Genomic DNA, 15708 nt, shown 5'->3' on the forward strand with positions numbered 1-15708 from the left:
AGCCTCTTTGACAGGGGCTTTCGTTCTGCCTGCGTGCGGTTGATTTTTGGGAGGAGACCATGAAAAACGAAGCACTTTTCCGTACCGGCTCTGTCTGGAAATCCATCATTTCCATGGCGGTGCCCTCCATTATCATTATCCTTGTCATGGTGCTGTACAACATGGCGGATATGTTTTTTGTGGGCTGTCTGGGCGATACCGCACAGGTGGCGGCGGTCTCCGTTGTGGGACCGGTGTTTTCGATCCTTGCGGCAGTGGCGACCATGCTTGGCGCAGGCAGCAGCGCCATCATTGCACGCTGCTTTGGCGCAGGCGAGATCGAGCAGGGCAAGACCTGCTCCTCGCTCTGCTTCTGGAGCAGCTTTTTTCTGGGCGTTCTGGTCAGCATCGGTCTGCTGGTGAGCAGAGTGCCGCTTCTGGGGGTGCTGGGCTCAAATGCAGAATTTTTTCCCTATGCAGAGCGGTATCTTCAGGTCCTTGCACTGGGTGCGCCGCTTTTTATCCTGTCCAACAGCATGGCGATGCTGGTGCGTGCAGAGGGCGCAGTAAAAGAAGGCCTGATCGGCAATCTTCTGGGCACGCTGGTCAACTGCATTTTTGACCCGCTGTTCATTCTGGTGCTGAACTTCGGCGTCAGCGGTGCGGCTGCTGCCAGTGTGCTGGGCAATCTTGTGGCAACGGGCTGTTATCTGCGCTACATCGTCAAACACGGCACGGTGCTGACCGTTGATTTCCGTCCTGCCCTGAAAAAGCCGCAGATGCTGGGTGAGATGCTGGCCATTGGTCTGCCCAACGGGATCAGCAGCCTGCTGGCAGGGTTTGCCTCCTCCTTCAGCAACCGGCTGCTGGTGACCCACGGCACGGCGGCGGTCGCAGCCATGGCGGCAGCGGGCAAGACGACCATGATCATCAGTATGATCGCCATGGCGATCTGCATGGGGTGCCAGCCGCTTCTGGCGTACAGCTACGGCGCAGGTGACATAAAGCGCCTGAAGCAGCTTTTGAAAGATCTGATCCTCCTGACCGTTGTTTTTGGTGTTCTTGCCGGGGCGGCCAGCTTTGCCGGACGCAATGCCTTGATCGGGATGTTCATCAAGGAAGAAGGGGCGTTCCGTCTGGGGACGCAGTTGGTGGTCTATCTGGTGCTGGGCAGTCCGGTGATCGGTCTGGCCTATCTGGCAACCAGCCTGCTGCAATCCGTAGGCAGGGCAAGTGGTGCGGTGGTGCTCTCTCTTTTGCGGCAGGGGCTGCTGCTGATCCCGCTGCTGTACCTGATGAATGCGCTTTGCGGGGTGCAGGGCATTGCGGCGGCGCACCTGATGGCAGACGTGGGCGCTGCGGTCATCTCCGCAGGCATCCTGCTGCACTGGCTCCGGGCATCGGTAGAAAAAACGGCAGAAGTATGATATACTGTTTCCATCAATGAGCCGGAGGGATTACGCATGGATGTTCTCCAGAATATGATGCTGTTTTCCGAGCTTGTCAAGTGCGGCGGAAATGTATATACATGGTGCTATGATGCACAGGGGAAGCTCTTGCGGAGCAACTGCCCGGACGAGGCATTTCTTGCCAGTGCATTTGAACTGTTCGGCTGCAAACAGCGGATGCTGGAGCATGGGGATCGGGACGACGTACCTGTTACCTTGGGGACGGCATTGGGTCTTTTGTGGGGCGCAGCCTTTGAAAAGGAAGAGGGAAAACTGAAGCGTGTCTGTGTCATCGGGCCGGTGTTCTATCAGGATGTGACAATGCGCGGGATCGAGGAAGGGCTGAAATATTACAGCAAGCTGGAGATCAGTGTGGCATGGACGATCCAGCTTTACAAAGCCCTTGAAAAAGTTCCTACCCTGCAAAACACCATTATGAACCGCTATCTGCTGATGATGCACTACTGCCTGACCGGGCAGCGGCTGGAACTGAGCAGTGTGAACAGCAGTGCAGCACAGGACGAACGGCTGAAAAGCGATGCGATTCCCCATGACCGCCATAAGATCTGGATGGCGGAGCAGGGAATGCTGCAAATGGTCCGCACCGGAGACCTGAATTACAAGCAGGCGCTTTCCAACAGCATGAGCATGAGCGCAGGTGTGCCGGTGCAGAGCAGTGATGTTCTGCGCCAGAGCAAGACCTCCATCATCGTGTTCACCTCGCTGGTGTGCCGTGCCGCCATTGAGGGCGGCCTTTCTCCGGAGGAGGCGTACTCGCTTGGGGACAGCTACATTCAGGCGGCAGAATCCGCAAAATCGTTGGATGAACTGAACCCGCTTGCAATGATGATGTACGATGATTTCATTCGGCGTGTCCACAAACACCGGACAAACCCGAACCTCAGTAGACAGATCCAGAAGTGTGTGGATTATATCGAGATGAATCTGGACAAAAAGATCGTGGCGGAAGATCTTGCCGCCCTGGTGGGCTACACGGAATACTACCTCACCCATAAATTCAAGGAAGAAACGGGTCTGAGCGTCACGAACTATGTGAAGTTTGCAAAGGTCGAACGCGCGAAGGTTCTGCTGAAAAGCACAACGCTCAGCGTCCGGGAAATTTCCGAGCAGCTTGGCTTTGCCACCCGCAATTATTTCAGCGCAGTCTTTCAGCAGGTCACCGGAAAAACACCCATGGAGTTCCGGGAAACATAAAGCAGAACAGGCATCCTGCGATACCATTTGGCGGTATCGGACAGGATGCCTGTTCTGCTAGGATGAAGAAAAATGGGGGAGAAGGGCTCAGTTAAGGAACTTCTCGTTCAGGGTCACGCCAAAGTCGTGGGCAATGGCGCGCAGGTCATCGTCGGTGATGGTCTGCCGGATGATGCCGCCGCCCATGGAGAGCACCTTGACGTAGATCTCAGCACTCTTTTCGATGGTGTGGGCAAGACCAAAGGTGATGTCAAAGTCCGGACCGGAGGCAAACAGACCGTGCTGTGCCCAGACGGCTGCCTGATAGTGCTTCATCAGCTCACTGGTGGCCATGGCGATATCTGCCCCGCCGGGCACCATCCAGGGGCAGACACCCACACCCTCCGGGAACACCACCGGGCACTCGGTGGCGCTCTGCCACAGGGCACGGGTGAAATCCCGGTCGGTCAGGGGCAGGATGTAGGTCAGGGCAATGACGTTGGTGGCGTGGCAGTGGTAGATGACGCGGTTTGCGCCATTGGTGGCAGCCTTGCGGACGCTGTGATTCATAAAGTGGCTGGGGAACTCGCTGGTAGGCTTTGCGCCGCCCTCCAAGCCCAAGACGATGCGCCAGCTGTCGCCTTTATCGTTGATTTCCACAATGCCGATGCTGTGGACAGGGTCCGGCTCCACGTTGCGGAAGAATTTGCCCGAACCGGTGGTGATGAAATACTCGCCAGCCAGATTGTCTGCCTGCACCCCCATGTTCACCCACTCCCGGGGCTGCGGGTCAAAGAAGGGGCGGCACTGGGCCACTTCCTCCTCCTTCATGCGGTAGGTCAGGTTGCCGCCGTTGCGCTCGTGCCAGCCCTCTTGACAAGGAAAAACACAAGGCTCTTTATTATAATAAAGCTATAAGAACATAATAAAGGCAATTATTTGAAATTTTTGAAAAAACGGAAATCATTTTGATGATATGGGACGTTTTAATAGACAGGAAGGGGGTGAACCGTATCCAGACAGAATTATTGCTGCGGAAAGCGCAGAGCGGAGATACGGGTGCGCTGGACACTCTGATTACAGCGTACTATCCACAAATTCTGAACTATTGCCGTTGGCATACAGCGGACGAGCAGCAGGCGCAGGATGCAGCACAGGAAACCTTTTTGAAAGCGGTGCGCTGGCTGGATTCCTGTGGTGGATTTCAGGGGGCATTCCGTCCCTTTCTGTACAAAATCGCAAAAAACATTTGCATCGATCTGAACCGTACTATGGAGCGGTCGGAGATATCGCTGGAAAGCTTGCCGGGCGAACCCGCCTATCAGGAAAGCGGCTTTGCTGCGGCAGAGGAGAAAGCAAACCTGCGAGCGCTGACGGCCCAGCTGGAGCCGGAACAGCGGGAACTGGTATTGCTGCGGTTCGCACAACAGCTTAAATTGCGGGAGATCGCGCAGATCACAGGTCTGCCCCTGCGCACGGTGCAGTCCCGCCTGCGTGCCGCATTGAAAACCTTGAAAATGCAATTGGAAAAGGAGGACTGGAGATGAATCGAGCCTTTGAAAAAGAACTGTCCAGAGCACTGGCGACAGAGCTTGACACAGCCGCACCGAAAACGCTGCTGCGCCGTTGCCGGGCGGAACATGTCGTAAAACAACGGAGTGGTTGGCGCGATTTGCTGCACTGCCAGTTCAAATTACTGGGCTGGAAGGTGTGGGCACTGGAAGCAATGGCGGCACTGGCGTTGTACAGTGTGGGCCGGGAACTTGCCCTGTGGGAGAAGGCATGGACATTACGCAATGCACTGTTTGGTCTGAGCACACTTGCCATGTTGACAGCCCTGCTCGGTCTGCCGTTTTTATACCGGGCAAGTCAATATAAGATGCTTGAACTGGAACAAGCCACATATGCAGGAATCGGTCGTCCACTGGTGATGCGGTTTTTGCTGCTGCTGGCGGGGGAAACGATCCTGCTGGGAGTGCTGGTACTCAATGTGCGGGCAGCCGTGCCATGGAGCATCGGGCAACTGCTGGCGGTGCTGACCGTGCCATTTCTGACTGCAAACAATGAGCTGCTTCTGCTGCTGCGCTGGGTGCGCCCGGAATGGATGATGACCGGGGCTGTACCGCTGTTTGCAGGGCAGCTGTGTTTGTTGCGGTTCGTGCAATTATCGGAACTGCCGAAAGGTCTGCCACTGGCGGCGGGCGTGCTGGTGCTCTGTATGGTGTTGCAGTGCATCCGGCTTGCCGCCCGGTCAGAATATATTGCAGAAGCTTGAAAGGAACAAGTCATGGAACTGAAAATTCAGAATATTACAAAGCGATACCGGGATAAAACGGCGGTGGATGATGTGTCCATCACGCTCACGCCGGGTGTGTGGGGACTGCTGGGGGCGAATGGTGCAGGCAAAACAACCTTAATGCGGATGCTGGCGGGCATTCTGCGGCCCAGCAGTGGCCGGATTTTGTGCGATGGGGTGGAGATCGGGACGCTTGGTGCGGCCTACCGGGAAAAGCTGGGGTATCTGCCGCAGGAATTCGGGTTTTACCCGGAATTCACGGTGCAGGACTATCTGGAATATATGGCGGCACTCAAGGGTCTGCCGCGCACAGAGGCTGCCCGGCAGATCGACGCACTGCTGGAGCGGGTAAGCCTGACTGAGGTGCGCCGCAAAAAGATCATAAAGCTTTCCGGCGGTATGAAGCGCCGGGTAGGCATCGCACAGGCACTGCTCAACGACCCGGAAATTCTGATTTTAGATGAACCTACGGCAGGGCTGGACCCCGGAGAACGGGTGCGCTTCCGCAATCTGCTGTCGGAGTTTGCACAGGAACGGATCGTTCTCATTTCAACGCATATCGTTTCGGATGTGGAATACATTGCAGCTGAAAATGCCGTGATGAAGGCTGGCAAAATCATTGCACAGGACACCACCGAAGGGCTGGTAAAGCAGATCGAAGCCAAGGTCTGGCAGGGGAACATCCCGATGGAACAGCTTGCCCGGTGGGAATACCGGCTGCGGGTAGTGAACCTGCGCAACGAGCCGGACGGAACGGTAACATTGCGGTATCTGGCGGATGCACCGCAGCTGCCGGACAGCGTCCCGGCACAGCCCCGGCTGGAAGATCTGTATCTGTGGCTGTTCCCGGAGGAAATGGAGGAAGCAAAATGAACCTGTATCGTTTGGAATTGAAACGTGTGTGCAAAACCCGTATGACAGCTATTCTGCTGGCCATTGCGCTGGTGCTGGCTGTGGTCATGGCATATCTGCCGGTGACCTTTATCGGCTGGACGGAACTGGATGCCAGCGGAAACGAAGCGCGTTACACGGGTCTGAAAGCAATCCGGAAACGGCAGGAGCAGCAGGTATCCGGTACCATCACGCCGGATGTCATGCAGGAAGCACTGGAAGCCTATCAGCGGGTGTACCGGCAGTATGATGCAAGTTCGATCAACGACATCCCAACCGAAGTGTTTTATAAAGAACTTGCCCGGTATCAGCCTCTTGTGAACAACGCAAAGGAAGCCTTTGCCGACCCGAAAACCGGCATGGCACCGGGCGTGATGGGGCTGACTGCAGAGGATATGCAGAACTTTTACAGCCAGCTCCCCAAACGGCTGAAATCGGTGATCTGGCTGGAACAAAGCGGAAAGCCCGGCTATGAGCAGGCGCAGGCCATTGCACAGAAAAAGTTCGATGCTGTACAAAAACCGTTCACCTATTCATTTGGGGTCAGTTCAGACGCAATGGATTACCAGACCCTGTTGAGCTTGCTGCTCACCCTGCTGTGCGCGGTGATTGCGGCCCCGGTGTTTGCATCGGATGCACAGACCGGGGCGCAGGACATCCAACTGTGCACAAAAAACGGCGGTCTGCGGCTAGCAGCGGCAAAACTAGCGGCGGCGTTCAGTATCACAGGGGCGGCGTATCTGCTCTGCGGCGTGGTGTGGATCCTGGTCACGAATGCTCTATTTGGCTGGGAAAGTACCCAAACTTCCGTGCAATGGCTGTTTTCTGTGACCAGCCTGCTGCCGTATACCGTTGGCCAGATGGAGTGGGTCATGCTGGTGGCAAACTTCCTGATCTTCTTTGCGGAGGTGGCCTTTGTGCTGATGGCATCCGTATGGGCCAAGAACAACCTGACCGCTTTGTCTGTGGCGCTGATCAGTGTGGTGGCACCGCTGATTGTTTATATGGTCGTGCCGGGCTCTTTCGGAGAATGGCTGTCCACCCTGATTCCGGCAGGGGGCATTGGGCTTTCCAATGCATTGCTGTATAAAATGATCAGCTTTGATTTTCTCTATGCAGGCGGGCATGCCTTCTTTCAGGCAGATGTACTGCTGGCATCGGCACCGATCAAGATCGTTCTGCTCATTGGATTGGCAGCATGGGGGTATCTGCGAAAGACCAAGGTGGCTTAAGCTGGCGTATGCGGACTTGATTCTGAATGGTGACCCGGAGGAATATTTGAAGAATGCGGCCGGGAGCCATGGGCTAGAAAGCTAAATGAATGCTGGACATTACCGCTTTTTTTGCGCTGGTGATGTCCGGCATTTTTTAGTGCTGGCTGATCGATTTTAATGGAATCTTTATACTTCTACAATTTTCTTTACGGCTCTTTTATTTATTCCATGCTAATCTTTATGCACACGGATAGGTAAAGGAGCTTTTATGATTCAATATCCTCGTTACAGGCAGCACCGTTTTTCTTCTTTTCAGGTCATTATTGCAGGTTTTGCGGCAGTTGATCTGGTGGGCGCGTTGCTTCTGATGCTCCCGATTGCTACGCAACAGCGGTGCGTTACACCGTTCCATGAGGCGCTGTTTACCTCAACTTCTGCCCTTTGCGTGACCGGCCTTGTGGTTCAGGATACCGGCAGCTACTGGTCGGCTTTTGGGCAGAGCGTGATCCTTCTTCTGATCCAGATCGGAGGATTGGGTGTCATTACGGTGGGGGCTGCCTTTGCGCTGCTTTCCGGGCGAAAAATCTCCCTCAAGCAGCGCAGCACGATGCAGGAAGCTACGGCTGCCCCGCAGATGGGCGGCATCGTGCGGCTGACAGGCTTTATTCTGCGGATCACCGCCCTGTTTGAATTGGTCGGTGCTGCACTGCTGCTGCCGACGTTCTGCGCCGATTATGGTTTGCGCGGGATCTGGTACGCGCTGTTTCATTCCATTTCGGCGTTCTGCAATGCCGGCTTTGACCTGCTGGGAACAGAGGGGGCAAAATTTGTTTCGCTGACACGGTATGCAGGAAATCCATTGCTTACCACAGTGATCGCAGCGCTGATCGTCTTTGGCGGCCTTGGCTTTCTGACATGGGAGGACATTTGTACATATCGCCTTGATTTTCACCGTTATCGGATGCAGAGCAAGGTGATCCTTGTCACAACGGCATTTCTTCTGGTAGTGCCGGCGCTGTACTTTTATTGCTTCGAGTTCACGGCAGGCTCTGCCCGACAGCGCATTTTATTGTCGATGTTCCAATCCGTTACACCCCGTACTGCCGGTTTTAACACCGCTGATCTTGCTGCGATGGGCAGCACTTCACAGGCATTGATGGTGGTTCTGATGCTGTTGGGCGGTTCGCCCGGTTCTACGGCAGGCGGCATGAAAACCACAACATTTGCCGTTCTGCTGGCCAATATGTGGGCGACCTTCCGCCGCAGAGAAGATGCCGAATTTTTCGGGCGGCGCATAGATGGCTCCGCGGTCAAGAATGCTGCTACGATCGCAGGAATGTATTTGACGCTGTTCTTCCTCGGAGCCTTTGTCATTGCTGCGGCCGAGCAGCTGCCGATGTCGGTCTGTCTGTATGAAACTGCTTCGGCTGTGGCAACGGTAGGTCTGACATTGGGCATCACGCCGCAATTGGGCATCCTTTCGCAGGGGGTGCTGATCGCACTGATGTTTTTGGGACGTGTTGGCGGATTGACGTTGATCTATGCGGCATTTGGCAGCAGCCCTGCCCACTCTCGTCTGCCGCAGGAGAAGATCGCAATCGGATAAAGGAGACAGGTATGAAATCGATTCTTTTGATTGGGCTTGGCCGTTTTGGCCGTCATATTGCGCAGGAACTGAATGAGCTGGGTCATCAGGTCATGGCGATCGACAGCAACGAAGACCGTGTGAACGCCGTGCTTTCCTATGTGACAAATGCACAGATCGGTGACAGCACCAGCGAATACTTTCTGCGCTCCCTTGGTGTTGGCAATTTTGATGTGTGTATCGTAACCATCGGCGGCAATTTTCAAAGTTCACTGGAAACAACATCACTGCTCAAGGAACTGGGCGCAAAGCTTGTGGTCTCGCGTGCAGAGCGGGATGTACAAGCCAAGTTTCTGCTGCGCAACGGTGCGGATGAAGTGGTCTATCCGGAAAAGCAGCTGGCAAAGTGGGCAGCGATCCGATACAGTTCCGAACACATTCTCGATTATATCGAGCTGCAGGACGACCACGCCATCATGGAAGTGACCATTCCGCCGGAATGGATGGATCGTACAATCGGTGAGATCAATATCCGAAAAAAGTATAACATCAATATTCTTGCGCTGAAAAAAGACGGAAAGCTCGATATGAACATCACGCCGGATACGCAGCTGTGCCGGGATGAAAGTATGCTGGTTTTGGGAAAATACGCATCGATCCAGAAGTGTTTCCGGCTCTAAAAAGATAGGACAGATCATATGGATGTCGCTTTGTTATTGATGGTTCTTGGAGTCATGTTGAGTGGTTTTTGGGCAGCAGATGCGCTGGATCACATGCGGAAGGAGATCCTTCGACAAGAAGGAAAAAGACGTGGCTGGTGGTCGTGACCATCAAATTGTGCTATACTGTGGGCAAGGCAGGTGATCTTTATGAATCAGAACGACCCACCCACTGAACATATTCTGGCGTGTCTGTCGTCCTCTCCCTCCAATGCAAAGATCGTGCGGACGGCAGCAACGATGGCAAAGGCGTTTGGAGGGACCTTTACAGCTCTGTATGTCCGGACGCCTGACTCGGATCAGATGGGAAAAGAAGACTGTCGGCGTTTGCAGCAGCACATTCGTATGGCAGAGCAGGCAGGTGCCGACATTTCTACGATCTACGGGGATGACATTCCGCAGCAGATCGCAGAGTTTGCCCGCATCTCCGGCATTACAAAAATCGTGCTGGGGCGCTCCAGCGTACATCGCCGCCATTTCTGGAGTGGGCCGTCACTGACTGAAAAATTGACGATGACTGCGCCTAATCTGGATATTTATATCATCCCGGATGCTTCTGCAGAGAACGGCTACGGCTCAGGAAGAAAGCTGTTCATCCGTCCGTTTCTGCCTTCTGTCCGCGATTTACTGATCACCGCAGGCATTTTGAGCTGCATCACGCTCATCGGCTTTCTTTTTTTACAATTGGACTTTGCGCGCTATAACATTATTACGTTTTATATGCTGGGGGTGCTGTTCACCGCATTGTGTACCAACGGTTACACCTGCGGTGTGCTGGGCTCCATTGCCAGTGTTGCGCTATACAATTTTTTCTTGACGGAACCGCGCCTGACATTCCATGCGTATGATCCCGGTTATCAGGTTACATTTGCCCTGATGCTGACCTCTGCAATCATTACCTGCACCCTGACAACACGGTTGAAGGATCATGCAAAAATGTCTGCGCAGGCAGCGTTCCGTACAAAAATACTGTTTGATACAAATCAGCTTTTACAGAGAGCAAAAAGCGAGGAAGAAATCCTCTCTCAGACAGCGTCCCAGTTGATGAAGCTGCTGAACCGGAGCCTGATCGTCTACCCGGAACAAAACGGAGATCTTGGTTCAGAACAGGTTTTTGGGGTTGACGGGAAAACGGTGCAAAACATCTTTTCTGCACCGGAAGAACGGGATGCAGCAAATTGGACATTTGCAAACAAAAAGCGTTCCGGTGCAGGCACGGATAGCTGCCCGGACGCAAAGGGGCTTTATCTTGCACTTCGGACCGGAGGCGGCGTGTTTGGAGTGGTTGGAATCGACCTGTCCGAAAAACCGCTGGATGCCTTTGAAAACAGTGTGCTGCTTTCCATTCTGGGTGAAGGCGCGCTGGCCATCGAAAACCGCAGAAATGCACTGGAAAAAGAGCAAGCTGCATTGCAGGCAAGGAATGAAGAGCTGCGGGCAAACCTGCTGCGCACGATCTCCCATGATCTGCGCACCCCGCTGACCTCCATTTCCGGCAATGCCAGCAATCTGCTTTCCAACGGAGAAACGCTGGATACAGAGACCCGGAACAAGATCTGTACCGATATTTTTGACGATGCACAATGGCTGATCGGTCTGGTGGAAAATCTGCTTTCCATCACCCGCATTGAGGATGGTCGGATGAATCTGCAGATCTCACCGCAGCTGATGGATGAGATGATCGAAGAAGCACTGCATCATGTCAACCGGAAAAGCTGCGAACACACCATCACAACACAGTATGGGGACGAGATCCTCCTGGTCAATGTGGATGCACGGCTGATCATGCAGGTCGTTGTCAATCTGGTGGATAACGCCATCAAATACACCCCCGTGGGCTCGGTCATTCAGATTTCAGCTTACCGGAAAGACCATCAGGTCGTAGTGGAAGTTGCAGATAACGGTCCCGGCATTCCGGATCGCGCAAAAGCACAGGTGTTCGAGATGTTTTATACCGGGCAGAGCCGTATCGCAGACAGCCACCGCAGCCTTGGACTGGGCTTGCCCCTCTGCCGAGCGATCCTGACGGCTCACGGCGGAACATTGACCCTGCGTGACAACATTCCCAATGGCAGTGTCTTTTCCTTTACATTGCCGCAAAGCGAGGTGAATATCCATGAATAAGCCGACCATTCTGGTCGTAGAGGATGATGTTCCTGTACGGTGTCTGATCACAACGACCCTGAAGACTCACGGCTATAAATATCTGACTGCTTCCAATGGGGAAACGGCAATCATGATGACTACCAGCCACAATCCGGACATCATGCTGCTGGATCTTGGACTGCCCGATATAGACGGCATCGAGGTCATCCGCAGTGTCCGCACATGGTCGAACCTGCCCATCATCGTCCTGAGTGCCCGGAGCGAAGATTCTGATAAGATCGAAGCATTGGACAACGGCGCAGACGATTATCTGACAAAGCCGTTTTCCGTGGATGAGCTGCTGGCAAGACTGCGTGTAACGCAGCGCCGATTGAATCTGCTGGCTTCTGACGGCATAAACAGCCCGGTTTTTGTCAATGGTCCTTTAAAGATCGATTTCTCGGCAGGCTGCGTCTGGTTGAGCGAGAATGAATTGCATTTGACCCCCATCGAGTACAAACTGCTGTGTGTGCTGGCGCATAATGTGGGCAAAGTGCTGACGCATACCTCCCTCACGCAGAAAGTATGGGGCAGTACGCAGGAAAATGACATTGCTTCCTTGCGAGTTTACATGGCATCCCTGCGCAAAAAATTGGAACGAAACCCGGATGCGCCGCATCTGATCCAGACCCATGTTGGTGTAGGATACCGGATGCTGCGCGTGGAAAATGATGAAGCATAGTAAAAAAACAGGGCGCGCCCACCCGGACGCACCCTGCCAAAAGCCACAGACGATAGCGATATGTACAACAGGGCGTTCCCCATCGGGAACGCTCTGTTTTTCTTTGCCGGAGAGATGAGCCTGTTCCGCCTGCCATAGGCAAGCTCGCGTTTGCGCAGCGCAGCGGAGCAATGAAAGCCCCAGTGGGGCTTTTAAGCGACCGAACGGTCTTGCGTTAGCAAGATGGAGGGGCCTCTGCCCCGACAAGTGACCGCTGCCCTTCCTCGCTGTTCCAGCAGGCAAGGATGGCCGGGTAGAATGCCCGTGCCAGACGGTCGATGACTTCATCGGGATAGGGGGAAGTGTTTGTGGACTTTTTCTTTTTATTCAAACGCACACTCCTTTGACGATCCGTAGACAGCTTAATGTGATTGTACCGGATGCATCATTCCTTTACGGATCTCGTAAGTTTTATCTGCTACGGCATCATAGTAGGCATTGTGACTGATAACGAGAATTAACTTTTTTTCCTTGAGCTTTAACAAGTAATTGATCAGGCTATGTTCAGTTTTTTCGTCAAGGTTGCTTCCGGGTTCATCCAGCAAGATGCAAGAAGAGTTACCCAAAAGGGTACGTGCTAGATAAATCTTTTGCTTTTCGCCCAGAGAAAGATTCTCAGGCTTGATAGTCACCTGCTTGTCAGCGGGAGGCAGCTGAAGAACAGTTTCAAGTTCTTGATACTGTGTATTGGAAATCTTTCGTCCACAAACAATGTTTTCTCGGACTGTACCTGGAAAAATGAAGTTAGGATAGAAAAGATAACTTGGTTTTGATTTGTCGCAGTTAAATCTTCCGTTTTCGTTGAAACGGAGATGCTTTGCGTCCGGGGCAAACACACCAGAGATTATATTGAACAGAGATGACTTGCCGCAGCCATTCTCTCCATGGATTAGCACCAAACCTTTCCCATGGACAGTAAAGTCGTTCACATGGAAAAGCGACTCACTCTCCGATCGCATCAGGTCGATATTATGAGCCTCGATTTTTGGAGGGGCTACAGTTTCTGTATTCTTTTGCTGATCTGGCATGGCAAGAAAGTCTGCCACACGATCGAAGGATGGCTTCTGGCTGATAATCTGGGCATGAAGTTGAGAAATTTCTGACAGAGGATTGAACAGGTAGGCAATAATCTGAATAGAGAATAACAGCTGACCGATGGTCATGTTTTGCAACACCACTTGGTTTCCACCAATGATTAAAATAAGCAGAGGTGCCAATGTGGTGACAAAAAGAGGGAATTCTTGCACGATCAGCAAAAGAAAGTGTTGACGATTGCGAGCATCAAGATATGACTTCAGAGCCTCATTATAGCGGTTCTGCATATAATTTTCGACCTTGTTTAGAGTAATGCTAACCTTGCCGTTGAGAATCACATCAAATTCCTGAAACCATAAATCTCCAGCTTCCCTCTCCTTGGCTACCAGTCTTTCCAGTTCGCTTTTGTTAAGAAAACTGGGAACCATGTAGAGCGGAATCAAAATGATTGCCGTCAGTGCAACAGATGGGTTGGCATAGAAAAGCAGAAGTCCAATGATGATCATTACTTTAACTAAGTTTGCAGGTACTGTGACCAAATAGCTACTTACAGTATATATCGCACTGACATCGTTAGCCATATTTTGAATACGGGCTTTGTTCTGGCTTTCATAGGCAGGGATACTGCTACTCAAAATCTTTTGCGCCAGATGTTGGCGGTAATTACCCGCCATGCGATCTGCATTCATCTGAGAATTATAGTTGACGAAATAAAACTGGTAAAAATGAATTAAAAAAACACAAACAATAATTCCCAAAATCCACGAGGTTGGCATATGAGTGCCTGAGGTAATCCAGACATCTGTAAGATACAGAGTTAGGCCAGCAGGCAACAAGGCAAGCAAAAAGCCCACCAAGTCAAAAATGATTCGCATAACCAGCTGAGACCAGGTAATGTAGATTCCACGTTTTTCAAGATATTGTTTCATTTGAAGTCTCCTTTCTGTTGTATTCGGCTCTACTCAACGGTTTACTTCTTTTATGTTAAGCCGTGAGTTTTGCGGTGTCTACATCTTATCACAGTAAAAACCGGTTGACCATATCGTCTGGTGTAATAAATAATTTCATAAGACGACAAGTCAACGAGAGAAGTGCTTGCGTGATGACATAAGGCGTACTATAATAATTATAATATTGATTATCTGAGGTACTGAAGAATGCAGAACTATAGGCTTGGTGATTATATCCGCCAGCGACGGCAGGAGTTGAATTTGACGCAGGAGCAAGTCTGTGCAGGCATTTGCGAGCCTGTTACTCTCTCCAGATTTGAAAATGGAAGGCAGACCCCCAGTCGTACAAGGATCAATGCTATTCTACAACGCCTTGGCTTGCCAGATGATCGGTATTATGCACTTGTAACACCAGAGGAGCTGGAAATTGAGGCATTGGAAAAGGAAATCGTGGCATGCAATGCGCTGAAACACGTTAATGAAGGCTTTGATAAAATCAGTCAGCTTGAAAAAATTGTAAAGCCAGATGATCAAATTACACAGCAATTTATTCTCCGATCAAAGGTTCTTCTTGGTGGGCTGGATAAAAGGTATTCAAGTGACGAGCGAATCCAAATGCTTATGCAAGCTATTCAAATGACTATACCAAATTTTCGACTGAGTAAAATTGAAGACTATCTTTACACGTTGGATGAAATGAAGCTAGTCAATCAAATTGGAAATGCTTATTCCTTGGCTGGTGATAATGAAAAAGCAGCCGATATTTTTTATCGGTTGCTTCAGTATATGAGACGCCATCTCCAAGAAATGGTCACATCAAACAGGATGCTTCCTTTGGTTCTCTACAATTTTGCCAGATCTCTGGACTTGTTGGAAAGATATGAAGAAAGCGCAAGAGTTGCAAGAAATGGAAAAGAAGCTTGCATTAAATATGGACATTATCAAGTACTTCACTCTTGCCTGGAAATCGAAGCTGAGTGTGATTTCTTCCTTGGCAAAAAAGAAGAGAGTGCAGAGCGATATCGTGAGGCCTTTTACATTTGCAAAGTTATGAGATACGAGGATGACTTGCAGATTATTCGTAATGAGGCCCAAAAATATCTGGACATTATTTTCTAAATGTTAAGTAATATCGTCCTGTGGTGTAGCGGCATCTGCTGGTGTATTGGGGTCACCGTTTGCTTCGAACGAAGTTCCTGCCCCTGTTTGTGCAGCGGCGTTGACGGAAAGTCGGTATCACATTCGGTCGGCTCATGATATTTTCAAGGTGCGTTTCCCGTAAAAGAAAAATACCGCCTATGCAGCGCAGCGATGACTTTGCCGGGTGAATCGGCGGCAAAATGAATCGGGTGTGTTGCGGGGCGGTTAATCTTTCTGCTGCCTTTATAGGCTGCGGCCTGCTGATCTCTGCAGGTGAGCATGACCAAAATGATCCTCCATATCAAGCAGCCGCTAACAATGTTAATACGTCCTAACATCATCAAAAACCATTGAAAAAGTCCGAAAGCGTGCTACAATACAGAGATAAAGA

General features: G+C 51.7%; 13 protein-coding genes and 2 pseudogenes. 12 read left to right on the plus strand and 3 right to left on the minus strand.

From position 1 onward, the window contains the following. Nucleotides 1-59: 59 nt before the first annotated feature. The gene (locus tag ACKXGA_RS12750) at nt 60-1406 is read left to right on the plus strand and encodes an MATE family efflux transporter (RefSeq protein ID WP_423729632.1); all 1347 of its coding nucleotides are present in this window, start codon (nt 60-62) and stop codon (nt 1404-1406) included. A gap of 36 nt (nt 1407-1442) precedes the next feature. Continuing rightward, entirely contained in the window at nt 1443-2642 is a 1200-nt protein-coding gene (locus ACKXGA_RS12755; protein WP_423729633.1) for a helix-turn-helix domain-containing protein, read from the plus strand. A gap of 87 nt (nt 2643-2729) precedes the next feature. Here ACKXGA_RS12755 and rhaD read toward each other — a convergent pair. Beyond that, nucleotides 2730-3485 (minus strand): annotated as a pseudogene (rhaD, locus tag ACKXGA_RS12760) (rhamnulose-1-phosphate aldolase); the annotation flags it as partial. 140 nt (nt 3486-3625) lie between these two features. Here rhaD and ACKXGA_RS12765 point away from each other — a divergent pair. From ACKXGA_RS12765 to ACKXGA_RS12805, 9 genes and pseudogenes are all read left to right on the plus strand, one after another. Next, the gene (locus ACKXGA_RS12765; protein WP_349152335.1) at nt 3626-4168 is read left to right on the plus strand and encodes an RNA polymerase sigma factor; all 543 of its coding nucleotides are present in this window, start codon (nt 3626-3628) and stop codon (nt 4166-4168) included. Next, the gene (locus ACKXGA_RS12770; protein ID WP_423729634.1) at nt 4165-4896 is read left to right on the plus strand and encodes a hypothetical protein; all 732 of its coding nucleotides are present in this window, start codon (nt 4165-4167) and stop codon (nt 4894-4896) included. Before ACKXGA_RS12765 ends, ACKXGA_RS12770 begins: the two co-directional genes overlap by 4 nt. Nucleotides 4897-4908: 12 nt before the next feature. Next, entirely contained in the window at nt 4909-5790 is an 882-nt protein-coding gene (locus ACKXGA_RS12775) for an ABC transporter ATP-binding protein (RefSeq protein ID WP_112090847.1), read from the plus strand. Further along, nucleotides 5787-7040, plus strand: a complete 1254-nt coding sequence (locus ACKXGA_RS12780) for a hypothetical protein (RefSeq protein ID WP_423729635.1) — start codon at nt 5787-5789, stop codon at nt 7038-7040. The genes ACKXGA_RS12775 and ACKXGA_RS12780 overlap by 4 nt, the downstream gene beginning before the upstream one ends. Before the next feature lies 1 nt (nt 7041). Next, nucleotides 7042-7125 (plus strand): annotated as a pseudogene (locus ACKXGA_RS12785) (DUF6061 family protein); the annotation flags it as partial. Between the two features lie 165 nt (nt 7126-7290). Further along, a complete protein-coding gene (locus ACKXGA_RS12790) occupies nt 7291-8628 on the plus strand; it encodes a TrkH family potassium uptake protein (RefSeq protein ID WP_423729636.1) in 1338 nt (445 codons plus the stop codon). 11 nt (nt 8629-8639) lie between these two features. Beyond that, on the plus strand, nt 8640-9287 hold the full coding sequence (locus tag ACKXGA_RS12795) for a potassium channel family protein (RefSeq protein WP_015565003.1): 648 nt from the start codon (nt 8640-8642) through the stop codon (nt 9285-9287). A 279-nt stretch (nt 9288-9566) separates the two neighbouring features. After that, nucleotides 9567-11450 (plus strand): DUF4118 domain-containing protein, encoded by a 1884-nt coding sequence (locus ACKXGA_RS12800; RefSeq protein ID WP_423730408.1) that lies wholly within the window; start codon nt 9567-9569, stop codon nt 11448-11450. Beyond that, nucleotides 11443-12153 (plus strand): response regulator, encoded by a 711-nt coding sequence (locus ACKXGA_RS12805; RefSeq protein ID WP_423729637.1) that lies wholly within the window; start codon nt 11443-11445, stop codon nt 12151-12153. The genes ACKXGA_RS12800 and ACKXGA_RS12805 overlap by 8 nt, the downstream gene beginning before the upstream one ends. Nucleotides 12154-12367: 214 nt before the next feature. Here the strand turns inward: ACKXGA_RS12805 and ACKXGA_RS12810 are convergent, their stop codons facing one another. Together ACKXGA_RS12810 and ACKXGA_RS12815 are read right to left on the minus strand one after the other, a co-directional pair. Beyond that, a complete protein-coding gene (locus ACKXGA_RS12810) occupies nt 12368-12523 on the minus strand; it encodes a hypothetical protein (RefSeq protein WP_243136805.1) in 156 nt (51 codons plus the stop codon). Nucleotides 12524-12554: 31 nt separating this feature from the next. After that, on the minus strand, nt 12555-14156 hold the full coding sequence (locus tag ACKXGA_RS12815; protein WP_423729638.1) for an ATP-binding cassette domain-containing protein: 1602 nt from the start codon (nt 14154-14156) through the stop codon (nt 12555-12557). Nucleotides 14157-14384: 228 nt separating this feature from the next. On the opposite strand from ACKXGA_RS12815, the gene ACKXGA_RS12820 reads away from it, so the two are divergent. Further along, nucleotides 14385-15296, plus strand: coding sequence for a helix-turn-helix domain-containing protein (locus ACKXGA_RS12820; protein ID WP_400256720.1), 912 nt, complete (start codon nt 14385-14387; stop codon nt 15294-15296). Nucleotides 15297-15708: the final 412 nt, after the last annotated feature.

It is taken from the genome of Faecalibacterium hominis (ex Afrizal et al. 2022), from assembly GCF_049545105.1.
Classification (GTDB): Bacteria; Bacillota; Clostridia; order Oscillospirales; family Ruminococcaceae; genus Faecalibacterium; species Faecalibacterium duncaniae.